Origin of the sequence: Anaeroplasma bactoclasticum, from assembly GCF_003550015.1 — a bacterium.
GTDB classification, from domain to species: domain Bacteria; phylum Bacillota_I; class Bacilli_A; order Acholeplasmatales; family Anaeroplasmataceae; genus Anaeroplasma; species Anaeroplasma bactoclasticum.
In genome coordinates this window covers 1-17,500 of sequence record NZ_QXEV01000036.1, presented here as the reverse complement: position 1 = coordinate 17,500, position 17,500 = coordinate 1, and the positions used below count along the sequence as shown (strand labels likewise).

Here is a 17,500-nt window from a genome sequence, read left to right as displayed (position 1 = left end):
GATAATCTAAATTTCGAATAGTAGCTATACTACCTATAAACGAAAGTAGTAAAATTAATTCTAAATTTCAAGTAGTACATACCTATAAACAATTTGTAGTAAAAATATTAATATATAAAAAGAATCCTCCCCTTATAATATTGATGTCTAGTCATTAATTTAAGAGGAGGATATTTTTTATGGAATTTGATTCCATTAAACACCTTGGAGTTAATCCTGATTTATTTGATTTAGATAAATGTTCAGAGGATTATGATCAAGGTACATCATTTTATAAGGAATTTCTAACGTTTATAAGAAGAAAATTCTTAGCTGAGTTACTATAATAAAAACACATTATTCAACAAGAAAACTATATATATCTACTTAATGATAAATACATCATCTCTTTAGCATATTCTTCATCAATAATTCTCATAATTACAACTTATTCAATTTTTCTTTTTTATATTAGTTTAACCTATTTTTAAATTAGTGAGACAATTTACGATGTGTGAGATGATTACTAAGGAAAAATACACTGTTGCTGCAGTTCCCTTTTCAATATTATTCAAATTACCATTTTATAAAGACTAACAACAGTATTTAATTCTTTAAACATGCAAGCGGAACAACATACACCCCATCTTCTCTTTTATATGCTAATGAACCTTTAGTAATAACCATTAAAAATACTGGAGGTTTATCTTCTATATTAATATCACTTGCTAGCTCGATTAATTTTTGAGCAGCCATATTAACATCTTCATCATCACCCAGTTTAACTTCAATTAAGGCCCAGTCACCATCTTCAAATTGAATTACAGCATCAGCTTCTCTTTCTAATTTATCACGGTAATGGTATACCTTCGCATTTAATGTATCACAATATATTCTCAAATCCCTTACAACAAGAGATTCAAATAACAATCCAAAAGTTTTCATATCAGAGAAAAGACCAGAGGGACCTACACCAAGTGCAGCTGTTGCGATTGAAGGATCAACAAAATGACGAGTATTCTTCTCTCTGATTGCAGTTTTACTTCTTAAATTAGGATTCCATGCCTCTAATTCTTCTACTACATATAATCTTTGAAGAACTAACATATATTTAACAAATGTGTCTTTATCAATTGAGTCACCATTTTGACTTAAATCTGCCTTTATTGATTCATTTGAAGCTTCAGATGATATACATCTAGAATATGAGCGAAGTAGCTTTCTAGCACGTTGCTCATCTCTTCTTAATGGTAAATCTTTAATCGAAAAAACATCCTCACTAACTAAACCACTATAATAGTTCTTAGCTTGTTGTAATGCGACATCTTTTTCAACATTAATTGCAAGTGGCCAACCACCTCTACAAATATAAAAAGCATAATCGTTAATGTTCTTATCTGATGTTGCTGGTTTAAATATACCATTTTTTAAATCAGATAATGATACTTTGCCATTACTATCTCCACTTTCATACAAAGATAGTGTCCTCATTATTTTTTTTATTATTCTACCAGTTCCAGTATGTTTCTCTTTCGCACTACCAGTTTTATCTTCATCAACAGTCTTATCAGTTACGCTACCTGTTAATATATATTGGCCAAAATCACCATTAGTATCCACTTGCTCTTTTAAAGGGTTCCATATAAAAGAAACAATTTGCCACTCATCAATTAATTCAGGCTTTTCTCCTAAGTTCAAAAAAGATTCAGGGGTTGTTTTAGCCAAAGAAATATATTGTTCCCTTGTTGAAGTTTTAAGTAAATCATAGTTTTAGCATGTCGCTTGCATGTTGTTGATTTTCCGCACCATTTTGGTCCTACCACTAATACAGCTCCAGTGGTTTTTAAATAGAAATCTAATTCTTTATCAAATAATCTATCAATATATTCTTTCATAAACTACGACCTACTCTCTATATTTATTATACATCGCAATTTACAAAACCGCAAGTTTGGATTAAAATAAACCGCAAGTTTGGATTAAAATAAATATTAATGCTTACATAAGTCATCAATTGGAAAAAACGGCTTAACCAAGCTATTTTTTCATTTCTCCGGACACCTCCCGGACACCAAAAAAGGCACTTTTTCATACATTTTTTTACATAATAGGGTTTTTTCTAGACCACAATTCACAAATATCATCAATATGTTTTGTGGCTTAACTAAGCCATTTTTATTGTATTGTTTAAAATTTGTTACAAATGAAAATGATTTAACTCATTAATTTTAAGTACCTACCTAAATTTTATTATATCCTTTGCGTATTCTTCATCAACAATTCTAATGATTGTATCATCTTTTTTTGAATAAGCAAATGGATTAATGCTGCCATACCATATAATTCTATCATCGATTATGATAGCATTTATAGGTGAATGTTCGTTTATTTTTTTTACATTAGAATCAACTTCTTCATCTGTAATAATCTCAATACTATCATTTAATTCTAACAACTTATTCAATTTCTCTTTTTTATGATAATTAAATAATAATTTAACATTACTTGCATTAGAAATATCTTCATACAACTGATTAATATAATTAGAATAATCATAAAGTAACTCTGGCTCATCATTCTCATCAATTACATTATAATTTTCTTTTTTATATTGGTTTAATCTAATTTGAAATTGGTGAGACAATTTGCCAATTTTAATATCAACATAATCATATACAATAACTTGATTTTTACCTTCGTATTCTCTATGAATTCTTCCCGTATGTTGCTGTAGTTTTCCACTAAATTTAAATGGCATCGTAATAAATAATGTATTTAAAGACCCTAAATCAAAGCCTTCTCCTAAAAAAGAGCCTGTACTTATAATTATATATTTATTTTCAAGACTATGAATTGATTCATTAAATTGGCGTCTTGCTTTAGCACCATCCGAACCGCTTATAGTGTAAATATTATCACAATCATGAGATAATAAATCCTTAAGTATGCTTATATGTTCTATTCTTTCTGTTAGTACTAAAATGCACTTATTCTTCTTATACTCCTCAACTATGTCTTCAACGATTTGTTGATTACGGTTGGAATCCTTATATAATTCATTTAATAAATCAGCATAGTTCATCAAATCATACCTATCTTTATTCTTGAATTTTGTGAATCTAGGTTTCAATACCTTTTCAAATGTTCCATTATTCTCTTCTAATGTAGCTCTTATTGGAGAAATAATCTTATATATAATCTTTTCTAAATTATCTGATCTCTTAGGTGTTGCAGTAAAACCATAAATATGCTTAGCTTGGAATTTCCTAATTATCTCCTCATATGTTTTACTTGCAATATGATGAATTTCATCACCTATTATAATCTCATATTTATCATATAAGTCATCTTCGTCTTTAATAGATTTAATAGATGCAACATCGATTATTCCGGTTAATTTCTTTTTAGCACCATAATATATACCTGGTTCAATAACTTCTTTGTTGCAATAAATCTTTAAAAATTGATTAATTCTTTCTTTCCATTGTTCTAAAAGCTTTACTTTTTCTACCAAGATTAAAGTTGGCTTCTTAAGTCTAGAAATTACTTCCATTCCCATTATTGTTTTTCCGCTACCAGTAGGAGCAATTAATAATCCATTATCGTATTTCAATAATGTATCAACAGCATTCCTTTGTGTTTCTCTTAAAATAGCATTATACTCAACATTAATTTCTTTTAATACATTTCGTCTATCTTCAACTTCATAAACAATACCAACATATTCTAAAAGTTCAACCAAATCATTAAAGCATCCTCTAGGTAAACTTATATAATCAATGTTTTCTTTAAATAATTCTATTATTCTTTCGATTTTATATGTTGATATTCTTTTAGCTTGCTTTTCATAAAACTCAGGATTATGAATAATAGCCAATCGTTTAAGAACAGATATTGCTTTAGATGAAAGACCTTCTTTTGAAAAATAAATATCATCTTTTAATATCATCTTAAATATTAGTGGAAAATCGGATATCATTAGATTTAACTTTTTGAATGACTTATTACTTATTTCTACATCAACATTATCAGCATAATTTTTCAGAATTAAGTCAATGTCCAATTCATTAGTTTTTTTAATAGAAGATAAAACACTTATTTGATTACCATACATTAAAAAATTCTCATCAACAAAAACTGAAGTTTTATTTCTAGCACAATTACCTTGTAAAGGTAATGCTATGCAACTTCCAATACCGTCTTTATCAACGACGTCTTGAGACGGAAAGAATCTATCATATGATTTAAATGATATATTTTTATTATTTTGCATCGCACAAGTCAATAAATAATCACCTAATCTTCTAGCTTTTTTGCACGATATCAAACTATTAAAAAATACCCATACATGAGCACCTTCACCTGATTGTGACAATTCAATTATTGAATCAATATTATGTTTATCGCATTCTTTTTTATATGCTAAGGCACAATCTTTAAATTCTTTATCATCAAAATCAATAGCAAGAAAATAACAACTATTATTAATTATAGGATAAATTGCATATGCTTTTTCCCCAATTAAATGATTGTGTACTTCTTCAGCGCCAAAATCTTTTCTATTTTCGTTAGGGCAATTAATACAATGTTTGTATTTAGACACATCACATAAATCGCGATTAAATCTATTATTACATACTTTGGCATATGCTTTTTTACCATCTTTTATGTACTTTTCGGCATATACATCATTTCTACCTTTGAAATAAGATAAGTATATTTTTATCTTATCATCAGTTGTTAATATCTTTTCATTTTCATTAGTATAATCAATATTATTTTTTCTTAATAGTTCTTTTAATCGATTATTTTCTTCTTTCAATTTTTTATTTTCAGCAAGTAATTCTTCTATTGTCATATTAGTCTCCTTGCACCTCATAATTTTGCAAAAATACATTGTCCAAAATTACTAAAATAATTAAAAGTTGGACATATTATAATTGAAATTTAAAACAAATCATCAATACAAACGACTTTATTGATCATATTGCTATACATATTCTTTTTTAAACCATATGAAGAAATCAAAATTAACTGAATACTGTTTTTGCAATTCGTTGTTCTAATAAAAACATCAATCTTCTTTCTTAATTTTTGTGCATATTCTTTATCAATTTCAAAAGAGTCATCATAAAACTTTATTTCACAAATTGAAGTAACATGATCCTTTCTTTCAATAACCAAGTCTATTTGTGCTCCATCATCATCATTAGTTCCTTGCTTTAGCCAAGGATAATTATTGCTCAATACGCCACCAATCGATAATGCCGATTTTATCTTATCTATCTGATTTAAACAAATAAGTTCAAAGCCAAGGGCCTCATAATTCTTTCTAGCTTGATTTGCATACGAATTTGACCAAAAATGATGATCATTATTTTTGGAATCTTTGATGAACTTCAAATAAAAAATCGAATAATAATCGCATAACCTGTAACATGTTTCTTTCTTGTCACCATATCTTACAAAAGACTCAATAAATCCAGATACTTCTAATGATTTTAACATATTAGTTAAAGCACCATTATATTGAATCTTACTTACATTTGAAATATCTTTTCTAGACATGCCATACCTATTTTTAGATAATGTTTCTACTATCTTTAGGATAGCCTCCTTATTTTCAAATAATGTAGAATATAATAATTCAAATTCATTTTTCAAAGTTGCATCACTTGCGAAAAACATACTATCTATGTTTTCACTTAATGTCAATTCACAATCCAAGTAATTTAAATAATAAGGTATTCCTCCAAGTATCATATATAATCTAACAATATCTTCTCTTGTCCATATTATATTTTTACTTTCTAAATATTTTTCCGTTTCTTTTAAGGTAAATGGTTTTAATGTTATAAATGCAGAGTGTCTATCAAATAAACCACCTTTGTTATTCATTATTTTATCCTGCAACCAACTTGCTGCAGAGCCACATACTATAAACATTAAATTTTTCTTAGCTGAACCATAGTCATTCCAAAAATACTCAAAGTTTTCTAAAAACTTACTCTTTTTTGTATCTAACCAAGGCATTTCATCAAAGAAAACCACTAATCTTCTTGCGTTATCAAAAGAATCTAAATAAACTCTTAATAACTCAAAAGCATCATTCCAACTCTTTGGTGATTGTTTTTTACCCGTTCTACGTTTTAATTCATTAGAAAAATTAAGAAGCTGATCTTTTACACTTAAATCTCTAGCACCAGTTAATTTAAACACGAAGTCTCCTTCAAATACTTCATTAACGAGAAAAGTCTTACCAACTCTTCTTCTACCACTAACTATAACTAATTGAGATTGCTTTTCATTATAGCATTTTTCAAGTTTCTTAAATTCTTCTTGTCGGCCAATAAAATTTACATTCTTCATACCATAATATTATCATTTTCAAGGCACAAAATCAATTATAGGCTGTCCATTTTTTGATTTTTCTCTAATTTTTGGACAGTCTATAACACCATTTTATATCTTAGTTATACTAGTTTAAGCATATTATAAGCAAAATAAAAAGCAGGGTGAGAAGTCCTGCTTTCCATATTTTCTTTGCAATTATAATAATCAAACAATTAACGCTTAGAAAAGTATACTAATCATAAAAACGGCTTAACTAAGCCATTTTTTAAAATCTCCGGACACCTTCCGGACACCAAAAAAGGCACTTTTCATACATTTTTGTACATAATAGGGCTTATTTAATTATTAGTTTTTATGAATTAGTTATTGATACAACTTATTACTATAATTCTTTTTTTGGTGAAACAAGTGCTAAAACCGAATTATATTTCCTATTATCTGAATACACTGTATCTAATCTAAAAATCAGCTATTAATAATTATAATAGGAATTATTGTCGTCATTAACGACCTACATCCCTTTTCTTTTATAATATACAATTTCAATAAAACTTTTTAATATGAAAAAAGAGTGTTGAATAAACAGATTTTATTTCACCCATTTACAAATTAATAGTTTTTGCTATAATATAAGTGTAACGATGTATGTGGATACATTAAACAAAAAAGGAACTGTTGGTAGCAGTTCCTTTTTCTCATTTGTAGAAACAATAAACGATGTATGTGGATCAGAGACTACTTCTTAGAAGTGCCACCGCGATTGTCCTTGTAAATTATGTATAACATAATCACAAGGATAATCAGATACTCCATTGGAGCACCTCCTCATACTAATCGTTCATCGTTTCCTCCGAACGTTTTAAAAACATCGCTTATTATCTCCTATTCAAATGTTCCGTGCTTGCACGGCTCTTTGATATTAGCATTTTATGGTATTGTTTTCAACACAATTTTGCTGTTTTTTTTACCATAATATTTAATCCCTTTCATGATTCAAATTATATATTTTCATATTTTTCTTAAAAGCATTTATGATGTATGCTTTTAAGCTCTTAATTCTCTTTTTGTTCTCAAAAGCCTTGTCTATCGTATATTCCAAGACAATATCAAAAGTTTCTTTGTCCCAAAGTGGCCCACTCACGAAAAAAAGTCTCAAAAAATTTTTTTATTTTTTTCTACTTTCATCGATTTTGGAGTCCAAAATCATGCTTCGCAGTAGGTAAACCATAGCTTACAAAGAAAAAGAAAGGATGACTAATTTGATACTAAGTCATCCATTTCATTGTTTCCTATTTGTTGGCTGTATGTTGGCTACAGCGTAAATTTTAATAACTCTTATTGCAATAAAAAAGCCTCAAACCGAGAAATTTTGAGACTTTTTCGTTTTTCTTTGCAATTATAATAATCAAACAATTAACGCTTAGAAAACACATCAATTGACAAAAACGGCTTAACCAAGCCATTTTTAATGAAGCTCGGACACATTCCGGACACTGAAAAAGGTCTTTTTTCTTATGTTTTTGTACATAATAGGGCTTTTTTTAGACCGCAATTCACAAATATCATCAATATGTTTTATGACCTATCCCATATCATATGTTTAAATAAAATACTATAATTGACTCATAAATTCTACATCACAACTAATGTTTATTCTAATACCTTGTTATAAATGGGACATAATTATTACCAACAAATTCAATTATTTTAATCTTATTATCTTTTGATAATTTTGGATTAAAATCTAAACTATTATCATTAATAACAAACAAGCTAGATAATTCTTTATTATTTGCTACAAATTCAATTAATTTATTAGCCCAATCATATTCAAGTTTCAAAGTCATGGGTTTATGATATTTATATTTATTATCTTTTAATTTCTTATAATCAGAACTTAACCAGGATAATAAATTAGTACAAATAACCATTAACATCTTTTCATCATTACATTGTAATTCATGCATCAACTCATTTGAATTATTACATACATAATTATTCATCATTTCTATTATTTTCATATTATACCTCATTTTAATAATTCTTATCTATAAAATCTTCAATTTCTTTTTCAGACTTAAATTGAATTCTTATTTTCTTTGCTTTTTGAAAATTTTGTTCCGCAAGAAATGCTCTTTTTTCTCCTGACTTTGATGATATATCCTTTTGAGGAATGTGATTTATATATTCTAGCGCATGATTTCCTTCATGAACAATTGTACTATAAAAATCTGTCGCACTTCTTTTAATATATATTTGGTTACCAACCTGTATTCCTGCACACTTATATCCACCAGTAAAATATCTATTAAATAGTTCGTCACCAATAACATTTATTCCAATATTACCTTCTTCTATTTCGGTTGTTATTTTTGTTGATATAGTTGTAACTCCTTTTAAATAACCAAAGATTTCATTTCGAGTATACTCTTTATAACCATTTGATAGAAAACCAATTTTATACGCCATTCGAAAACCATTAGTTGTCCCAAATCCCCCATGATATCCTGCGCCCATATTAATCAACCTCCATTTCTAATGAAAGCTGATAATAATAGTCAGGTTCAAAATGAATAATTTGAACACTTTGTTGCTTATATTTATCAAATATAGCATCAGGACATGCGCCATATACAACTATTGCAATAGGATGTAATCTTTTTACAACAACATCAAGCCCATTTGCAAAAATAATTCTATCTTCAACATTTTTAATAGTACCATGTGAACCAACAGATATAACACAATTCTTAGATATTCCGTCACAACAACACTTATATGTTCTTCTATCGCCATAGCGTATGTTAGGAATAACTTTAATGCCATTAACTTGTAGCCAATGCCCTATCGCTCTAGAACGATAGATATTCCATAACTGCATTACAAATGGCATATCACGATACAAACTAAAATCAGGTAATATCACACCATTAAATTTTTTTAATATTTCTAAATACTTTATCGGATTTCTCCATATTCTTTCGAAAAGAAAATCATCCTCATAAAAATGCACCCATTGATCATAATCTTTGCAAGATATACATCTAGAAAAAGATATTAATCTATTAGGTATATCATAAGTAGGATTAATAACAGGAAAGTCATATAATCCAATTGGCTTTTTTAATAGTAAATTACATAATTCAAATTCTTTATTGTATAGACATCATTTCATCAATGGATATCAAATGCAAATTATCTTTCTTTAAATCAGTTAATGTCTTATCAAAGCCTGTTTTTGAAACTATATAATAATTAAATTTTTTTATTCCTTCAAACATCTTAATTGATGTATTTTCCACCATTTTTTCGTAATCTCTAATACTTCTTTTTTCATTCGTGAATTTGCATTCAATGACTAGCAGTGAATCACCATCTCTAGCTATACCATCAATTTCAATTGATCTACCTAATTCTGATTTGTCAATTATTAAATTTTGAATTGGATAATAAATACCACCAAGTTTTCCATTTTTCCCTAAAAATTCAATATAAGAAATGGCAACATCTTCAAATGAATATGAAATAAATTTATCAATATCTGCTTTTAATCTTTCATATAACATTTGCCCATATCCTGCTTCTATTTTTTCAATATTATTTAATAAAAACTTATAATAAAATCTTAATACTGGATCTAGAATATAATAATTTGTTTGTCTTTTTGAATTATATGTTTCCCTTTTGATAATAATCTCAGCTTCAGTTAATGTTTTAATATATTTATTAACCTTAGTGACTTCCTCATTCATTATATTACTTATCTCTGTTAAACCTTTTTTCTTCCCTGCTAATGCCATTAAAATAGAATTATAAAAGCCCTGTTCACGAGATGAATTTGATAATACTAATTCTGGGACTTTCAATAAAATAGAATTTTCATTGAACAATAATTCTTTAATATTATCTTCAAATGACAACTTATTGTTGATTTTTGATAAGTAATATGGATACTCTCCAAACATGCATAAAAATTTGGTTTTATCTTCATTAGAATAATCATTTAAGAATAGTATCGCTTCATCAAAAGACATTTTGTTTATTATCATTCTTAATGTAATTCTTTTATATAGTGGTGATTGCTTATCATTTAATTCTTTTTCCATAAAAGAAACATTTGAACCAGATAAAATTACCATTATATTGCTTTTAGTGATTTTATTATCAATTATATCTTGCAATATCGATGTAATTCCTGGATTTGCCTTTACCAAATAAGGATATTCATCAATTACAATTATTCCCTTTTCATTTTTAAAAAAGGAAATAGCAGAATCAAATGCTTTTTCCCAAGAAGAATATGTATATTCGTCACTTCTATCAAAGCTTTCTAATATTTTGGCTGAAAATGATTTTAAATTATCATTATCTGATACTTCTTTTGCTTGAAACATTATACTCTTTTTGTCTTTTATAAACTCATTTATTAATGATGTTTTTCCTATTCTTCTTGCCCCATATATAGAACATAATGAATTTTTCTTTAAGTATTCTTTTTCTAATGTTTTTAATTCCTGCTTTCTACCGTAGAACACATAAACCACCTCTTTATACTCATAAGTATTATACTCTAGAGTATATATAATGTCAAATTTGTAATAAGATTTTGATACAAAGAATCTTTAAAGTCAATTATTAATATCAATTATATTATATGTCACTGTAAACGTCACTGTAAATGTCACTGTATTTTATAAAATTAAAAAGTAGGGTGAGAAATCCAGCTTAATATCTTTTTCTTTGCAATTATAATAAACAATGGATACTTTTCTTTTTTGCTCATCGAGCTTTTTCTAGACCGAAGTGCGAAAATCAACAATTTTTTAAGTTCATTTTCAGGATTGGCCTAAAAATGTCAAAAAATGGCTTAACTAAGCCAAATTTTATGAAAAAAAGGTGCCAAACTCCGGACACCTTCCGGACACCTACATACGTATTTTTAACGATTTTTGGCAGTTTTTAACGTTTTTTAACGAGCTTTGATTTTTACTAATATTTATGAATTTTTATACTGTTTTCCATACCTTAATATTCAAAAAATGGCTTAACTAAGCCATTTTTAGCAAAATAAAAAGCAGGGTGAGAAGTCCTGCTTAATATCTTTTTCTTTGCAATTATAATAATCAAACAATTAACGCTTAGAGATACGGACAGTGTTAAAATTCGGCTTAACTACGCGGTTTTTTCGATATCTTGTTAGTTACTTGTTAGTTACGACATAATTATTTTACACCATTTTATATGGAATTTCTAGCGTCTGAAAGAATAAAATTCATTGACTGAGTTTATTAGTTCATCGCACATTTTTCTAACTGTTATATAATGTATTTCTTTATCATCACCAAATGAATACAAAATGTTCTTCCATTCTTCATCAGTTAGATATTGTTTTATCATCAAGAACAAATTCATTCATAAAATCATTGCAGTTGTTAATGTTTTTAATACCAACAGCTCTTGATAAAATTGTAAAATATCTTTTATCTTTTAATCCTAAAACCTCCTTTAGTTTTGATTGATATGATGTCAAAGTAGGATAATGGACTATTCTATATTCTTTAGATAAATCATCATATGTCTTAGTAAACTTATCTTTTATAAACATATCGGCATTCAACTCAATTCCATTAATGTAGAAATATTTTGGATCACTTAAATCTGACCTTTCATGTTTATAATTAATATTTATACCAAATATATGTTTTTCACCATTTAACTCTATTTCCAATGCCAAATATGTTATTACATCATTTGGTCTTAAAAACTCTTTTTCTTCAGTATTAACGGCGCCACGAACATATGATTCAAGATTTCTTTTTTCAGCATTAGCATTTGCATTAAACTTTGAAGCCTTATTACCTAATAAAAGCATTTGAATGGCATCAATTATTGTAGATTTACCTGTACCATTAACACCAACGATTACAGCATTTCCTTCAAGTGGTAATGTTGCTTTTTGAAAATACATCCAATTAATTAATACAATTTTAGTTAGTTTAATCATCTGAATCATCACCACCTTTTAGTGATTCTAATCTTGTCACTATTTCATCCATTTGCCTAAAATCCATAGCAACCTCTATAGATGGATAAATGACAATCACTGTATTATCTAATGCTAAATCTCCAGAATAATATATAATATTATGTTGTCTAAAAGTCTTTAGCATCTCATACAGTGCACTTCTTTTGACTCTATCATTAACTTGATTTTCAAATCCAACAGAAAATAACTTATCCTGTAATTCTTTAATAGTTACTTCAATCTCATCAGATAAGCTTACTTCATCTATTCTTTCTTGATATAAAAGTCTTAATACTAATAAACATAATGTCTCATTTTTATTTATTCTATTGATCAAAGAATCATCATTGGATTTTATATATGCCAATTCTTTATCTTCTCGAATTATAAAATCAAAATTCATATACTCAAAGAAAAGAGTTAATAATTCTTTATGATTAATTATAAACATGTACTTATCATTATCAGTTGTTCTTAAAAGGAAATTTACTTTTAACATTTTTATTGTAATATCTTTAAATAGACTTCTTTCATTTTCAGATAAATTACAATATAGACTATTAAATCTAGTACTATCACTATTAATCATTTTGAATACCTCCTTTTTCTTTTAAAATAAAATCATTAAAAGAAATGCCATTTTTAATTACTCTTTCATCTAACAAATCTAATTCATATAATGCATTAGGCAATTTAGAATAAATCATTATTGAAATCATCATAATAAACTCATATTTAGAATTAATATCTAATTCCGAAATTCTTCTTTCTTTATAACCTTTAATAAATTCAAATACAAAATCATTAACCGCATGAATATTGTATTTCCTATCTTCTTTTAATATATCTAGAGTCTTTTGTTTTACTTCTTCTGAAATATCAAATGTCATTTCTATAGGTTCTGGTTTGGGTTTAGGATTAATCTTTCTAGGCTTTGACAAAGCATTGAATGTATAATGTTTCATTTCAAATAATGATATAAAATTATCATCTATATCATTAACTTTTACATAATCAATCAATCTATGCAAAATACCTTCAATATCTTCACCTCTAGTAATTAAGTGAATAATTACGCTGACAGTTCTAGTAACATATTTTTCATTCTTACTATCAATCATTTCAATAATTGAAGGAATAGTTTTTATATTAGACATAATTCTTTTTTGAATATCTCTAATAGCTAAAGATGCGACAGAATAATCTTCAAAACCTTTTTCTTTCATTTTGGCTGACACTAATTTTTCAACACTCAAGAAATCATCAAACACTCTTTCAAGTTGTTCTTCAATCTTAGGTATTTCAGCATCGACATTATCTCTTATCTTTAAATTTAAATAAGAAGAATCAAAAAAATACTCCTTATATTCACCAGTGAATTCATCTAACAATGTTTCTAAATCCATAGAATCTTTATTTTTAGTAATATTCTTATAGTATCTTTGAATATTAGATCTTAAACCTCTTAAAGCTACAATAAAATCAATTAATGCATTATCAACAATTTCTAAATCATCTATTGTCGTATAGTCAAACTTATAGATGATATTATTTATCGTTTTTATATAACTTGTATATTGAGGCTTACGATTTTCCATTAATTCTTCTATTAAAGCTATGAAACTATAACTGTGGCTATTAAAATCTAACGCTTTTTTACCATTACCAATAGATTCTTCAGATAGCCAACCATAGTCTTCTAATTTATTTATTAATAAAGCAGCTTTAACATTATTATCATCATCGTTATCTATTTCCTCACCAGTATCATCTGAATATATTTGAATTGAAACCATATCATTTAAATGTTCTGTTAATATATCAACAATTCTTGCTTTATCATTATCTTGTGTTTCAAATAATTCATTGATTACTTTATGTAAAAACAAAATAGTGTCTATATATATTTTTCTATTTTTACTAGCAAGTGGAGTAAAGAACTTCTCACCAGTAATATCATATAGTGATGCCATATAGACACCTCCTTTATACTTCTTTTATACCGTTATAATTATATAACATTGATCATGCACTTTCTAGTGTATTGGCTAATGAATTATCTTCGGCCTTAGACTTATCTCCAGAGTATTTAGTTCTACCTGTATACATGCCAAATTGAGGTCTTCTTTTGCCGTTTGATATTTCCTCGAAAGTTTTATAGAACTTATCATCATAATCGCCAATCATTCTTCTTAATCTTGATTCCTGGTCAGATACTAGAGCATTCATAGGATATAGAATAACAGCTCTAACACCTCTAGTATTCCATGACTCTTTTTTTGATTCATTAACTATACTTGAAATCATTGGCCATAAAAAACATTCAGTTTTACCAGAACCTGTACCAGTAGATACTAATAGATCTTTACCCCTATAGAAATTCTCAAGGGCCATTATCTGATGCTTATAAGGATATTCAAAAAAAGGAGGTAAAATATTATGAATAAGTTTGATTTTAATAGTGTCGTAAATTATGTAAAAACTAATGTTATGTCAACTAACATTTCTTACTTTATGCGAAATGAAAAAATCACATTTAAAAAAATGAGTTCAGAATTGAATATATCTGAATCAACTTTAAAAAACGCAATAACTATGAGTCATAGCGCTCTATCAACATTGGATAAAATATGTGATTTTTATAATATTCCACTTCCTGACTTTGATAATTTTAATTATGGTGCTTATTGTGGTAGAGAACAAGCCATAATAGATTTAACTAATTATTTAAACACTACTTTATATCATTTATCTAAAAAACATAATGAAGAATTTGAAAAATATAAGATATTAATAGCTTATGAATTCTTATTTAACAATAGAGTTTATATTCCTTCTTCTATTAGACGTAAAAGTAAATTTATTAATCTAGATGAAAAACTTACAGTAGCTAATGACAATATAAAAAAAGTTATTGAAAAAACATTAAATCAAAAAGGTTTAAAATTTAAATATAAGTTTTACCAATCAGTATCTAACGCTCCATTAACTAAATATAAGATATCATACGATATACATAATGCTTCTTTTAGTATTCAAAAATCAGATATCAATAATACATCTAATAATATTGGTAATTATTTACAAAACATTAGAACAAATAATAATTTAACATTAGCTCAGTTTGGCAACATATTTAAACTTGATAAATCAACAATTAAAAACATTGAATCTGGACGAGAAATATTAAAGTATGATTATGTTAAATGGATATGTGCATTATTTAATGATGTAAACATAAATAAATTAATAACTAACGAACAAGCTTCACTAAACCTAAATTATGATTTATCCTATGACAATGTTACTAAAAGCTGTCCTGATCTTTCCGCATTTAAAACTAGAGATTCTAGTGGAAAGCTAAGAACAGCTATCCAGTTCTTATCTCCAGAGCCATCATTCATTCAAGATTATGAACGTCTTGAAGTTTTATTGGCCATAACATCAACCGGATTTAAAATAAATGATGATTTCTTATTTGAATCATTTAACTATCCAAATGTAAAACTAAATACAAAAGATATCGAATGGTTAAATACTGAAATAAAAAAAGCAGTTAAAAATGAATACAAAGATGATTTAACTAGAAAATATACAAAAATATGTTTTAAAGAGTTCTATCATTATGATAGATATAAGAATCAAATATCATTAACAGATGATAAATTAATAAGTATAATAGAAAAGCTTCAAGAGCCAAAAAGACCGTAGTTTTTGATTACTACGGTCACTTTTTTATAATTTAAAATCAATTATATTTGTTATTTTATCATCAACCTTTTTCTTCTTACATATATTTAAAGAATTAAAGAATAGTTTAACTTCATCTTTTAAAGGTATTGGCATTTCTTCACCATTTGAATAAACTTTTTTTCTAAGAGTAAATTCTAAATAACTGCCTCTTGTATCATCTAAATAGTTTAAATATATATTGAAGCAAGTCTTATTATTAATTTCTTCCATCATAGGATTAATAACACGTTTAGTTAAATCTACCAATTTAGTATAACTAGCTAAATTATCTTTATATTTGATATATTCTGATAGTTTATGACTATGTATCACTATACTTTTTGATGGATCTGTATTTAATAACATATACAAAATCATACCAGCATACTTTTGTGTCATATTTAAAAATGATATAAGCATGTCATAATCATACTTTATAATATGAGAAAATATCTTATTATATGCTTCACTTGTTATAACAAACTCTAAAGTACTAATATCAGGATTATATCTATAATCTTTTAGAATTAATACATCAAGAAAAGTTTTAGTCTTAAATTCATCAAGTCCATCATAAAACATTTTCTTTCTAGAGGTATCAAAGCCATTATTATTTGCTATAATCTTACGCACTCTAGTATATGAACATATAATCTTAATGTCATCACCTTCGTTATACACTCCTTTCGATTTTTTTAATGCCATTGCAAGCAAAATTACAGTAAGTTGCTGAAACCTTGTCATATAGAAGAATAATGCTGGATTACCACATTCTAATCCTTCAATCACTTCTTCATTTTTTGTAATAAAATCATTGTTCTTTTCCATACAAAATCACTCACCTTTCTAACTAAATATAGTATGTATAAGAACTATTTCTTACACCTATATTTTAACATTTTAAAGGTATTCATACTGGCTTCCACAGCTCCTCCATTTCGTTAATTTGTATGTCTTATAACGTAAGTGAAATAAAGAAAAAACGCATGATAAATCGGTGCAATTTACCATGCGTTTTTTGAAAATTTTAAAATTGACTTTAATGCCATTAATGCATTAATCAATAAAAAAATTTGCTAAGTTCAAACAAAAAGTTGGTAATTAAGAAAAAATTCCATAATGATATGCTCCATAGGCCTGATATAAATCAATAGGCATAGGAAGCTTAGTTATATTTCTTACCGCTATTGTATGAACTTGTTTCATTGATTCCATATAAGTAAATGAAACTCTTGCCTCGGCCTTTACTCTATATTTAATCTTCTTTAAGAACAGAAGCCAGTTTAAATAATCCTGAAGATGTCTTGTTGATATGCCATGCTTTTTTGAAATCAAAATTGATAGTTCACTATGAATCTGATTTACATTTGATACTGTGTGATTATTTTTGGTGGCATATCTTTTCTTGTT

General features: G+C 26.9%; 15 protein-coding genes and 1 pseudogene. 2 read left to right on the top strand and 14 right to left on the bottom strand.

Features of this window, described 5'->3' with window-relative positions; genetic code table 11:
- Nucleotides 1-179: 179 nt before the first annotated feature.
- Entirely contained in the window at nucleotides 180-326 is a 147-nt protein-coding gene (locus tag EI71_RS10260) for a hypothetical protein (protein WP_162849928.1), read from the top strand.
- 259 nt (nucleotides 327-585) lie between these two features.
- Here the strand turns inward: EI71_RS10260 and EI71_RS09140 are convergent, their stop codons facing one another.
- From EI71_RS09140 to EI71_RS09085, 12 genes are all read right to left on the bottom strand, one after another.
- The gene (locus EI71_RS09140) at nucleotides 586-1,677 is read right to left on the bottom strand and encodes an ATP-binding protein (RefSeq protein ID WP_119016937.1); all 1,092 of its coding nucleotides are present in this window, start codon (nucleotides 1,675-1,677) and stop codon (nucleotides 586-588) included.
- Nucleotides 1,674-1,874, bottom strand: coding sequence for a hypothetical protein (locus EI71_RS10255; RefSeq protein ID WP_162849927.1), 201 nt, complete (start codon nucleotides 1,872-1,874; stop codon nucleotides 1,674-1,676). Before EI71_RS10255 ends, EI71_RS09140 begins: the two co-directional genes overlap by 4 nt.
- A 341-nt stretch (nucleotides 1,875-2,215) precedes the next feature.
- Entirely contained in the window at nucleotides 2,216-4,837 is a 2,622-nt protein-coding gene (locus EI71_RS09130; protein WP_162849926.1) for a TOTE conflict system archaeo-eukaryotic primase domain-containing protein, read from the bottom strand.
- An 89-nt stretch (nucleotides 4,838-4,926) separates the two neighbouring features.
- Nucleotides 4,927-6,348 (bottom strand): AAA family ATPase, encoded by a 1,422-nt coding sequence (locus EI71_RS09125; protein ID WP_119016934.1) that lies wholly within the window; start codon nucleotides 6,346-6,348, stop codon nucleotides 4,927-4,929.
- A 1,640-nt stretch (nucleotides 6,349-7,988) separates the two neighbouring features.
- Entirely contained in the window at nucleotides 7,989-8,354 is a 366-nt protein-coding gene (locus EI71_RS09120) for a hypothetical protein (RefSeq protein ID WP_119016933.1), read from the bottom strand.
- Between the two features lie 13 nt (nucleotides 8,355-8,367).
- On the bottom strand, nucleotides 8,368-8,850 hold the full coding sequence (locus tag EI71_RS09115) for a hypothetical protein (RefSeq protein WP_119016932.1): 483 nt from the start codon (nucleotides 8,848-8,850) through the stop codon (nucleotides 8,368-8,370).
- Nucleotide 8,851: 1 nt separating this feature from the next.
- Nucleotides 8,852-9,448, bottom strand: coding sequence for a DUF4417 domain-containing protein (locus EI71_RS09110; protein WP_162849929.1), 597 nt, complete (start codon nucleotides 9,446-9,448; stop codon nucleotides 8,852-8,854).
- Between the two features lie 37 nt (nucleotides 9,449-9,485).
- Nucleotides 9,486-10,868 (bottom strand): ATP-binding protein, encoded by a 1,383-nt coding sequence (locus EI71_RS09105; RefSeq protein WP_147387588.1) that lies wholly within the window; start codon nucleotides 10,866-10,868, stop codon nucleotides 9,486-9,488.
- A gap of 839 nt (nucleotides 10,869-11,707) precedes the next feature.
- On the bottom strand, nucleotides 11,708-12,346 hold the full coding sequence (locus tag EI71_RS09100) for an ATP-binding protein (RefSeq protein WP_211321097.1): 639 nt from the start codon (nucleotides 12,344-12,346) through the stop codon (nucleotides 11,708-11,710).
- The gene (locus EI71_RS09095; protein WP_119016928.1) at nucleotides 12,330-12,947 is read right to left on the bottom strand and encodes a DUF4194 domain-containing protein; all 618 of its coding nucleotides are present in this window, start codon (nucleotides 12,945-12,947) and stop codon (nucleotides 12,330-12,332) included. The genes EI71_RS09100 and EI71_RS09095 overlap by 17 nt, the downstream gene beginning before the upstream one ends.
- The gene (locus EI71_RS09090) at nucleotides 12,940-14,331 is read right to left on the bottom strand and encodes a Wadjet anti-phage system protein JetA family protein (RefSeq protein WP_119016927.1); all 1,392 of its coding nucleotides are present in this window, start codon (nucleotides 14,329-14,331) and stop codon (nucleotides 12,940-12,942) included. The genes EI71_RS09095 and EI71_RS09090 overlap by 8 nt, the downstream gene beginning before the upstream one ends.
- Nucleotides 14,332-14,383: 52 nt before the next feature.
- Complete coding sequence (locus EI71_RS09085) at nucleotides 14,384-14,755, bottom strand: DEAD/DEAH box helicase (protein WP_281268654.1); 372 nt, start codon at nucleotides 14,753-14,755, stop codon at nucleotides 14,384-14,386.
- Between the two features lie 42 nt (nucleotides 14,756-14,797).
- Here EI71_RS09085 and EI71_RS09080 point away from each other — a divergent pair, with 42 nt between their 5' ends.
- Complete coding sequence (locus EI71_RS09080) at nucleotides 14,798-16,069, top strand: helix-turn-helix domain-containing protein (RefSeq protein ID WP_119016925.1); 1,272 nt, start codon at nucleotides 14,798-14,800, stop codon at nucleotides 16,067-16,069.
- 24 nt (nucleotides 16,070-16,093) lie between these two features.
- On the opposite strand, the gene EI71_RS09075 is transcribed toward EI71_RS09080, so the two are convergent.
- Together EI71_RS09075 and EI71_RS10250 are read right to left on the bottom strand one after the other, a co-directional pair.
- Nucleotides 16,094-16,918, bottom strand: a complete 825-nt coding sequence (locus EI71_RS09075) for a hypothetical protein (protein WP_119016924.1) — start codon at nucleotides 16,916-16,918, stop codon at nucleotides 16,094-16,096.
- Nucleotides 16,919-17,191: 273 nt separating this feature from the next.
- A pseudogene (locus EI71_RS10250) lies at nucleotides 17,192-17,500 on the bottom strand (hypothetical protein); the annotation flags it as partial.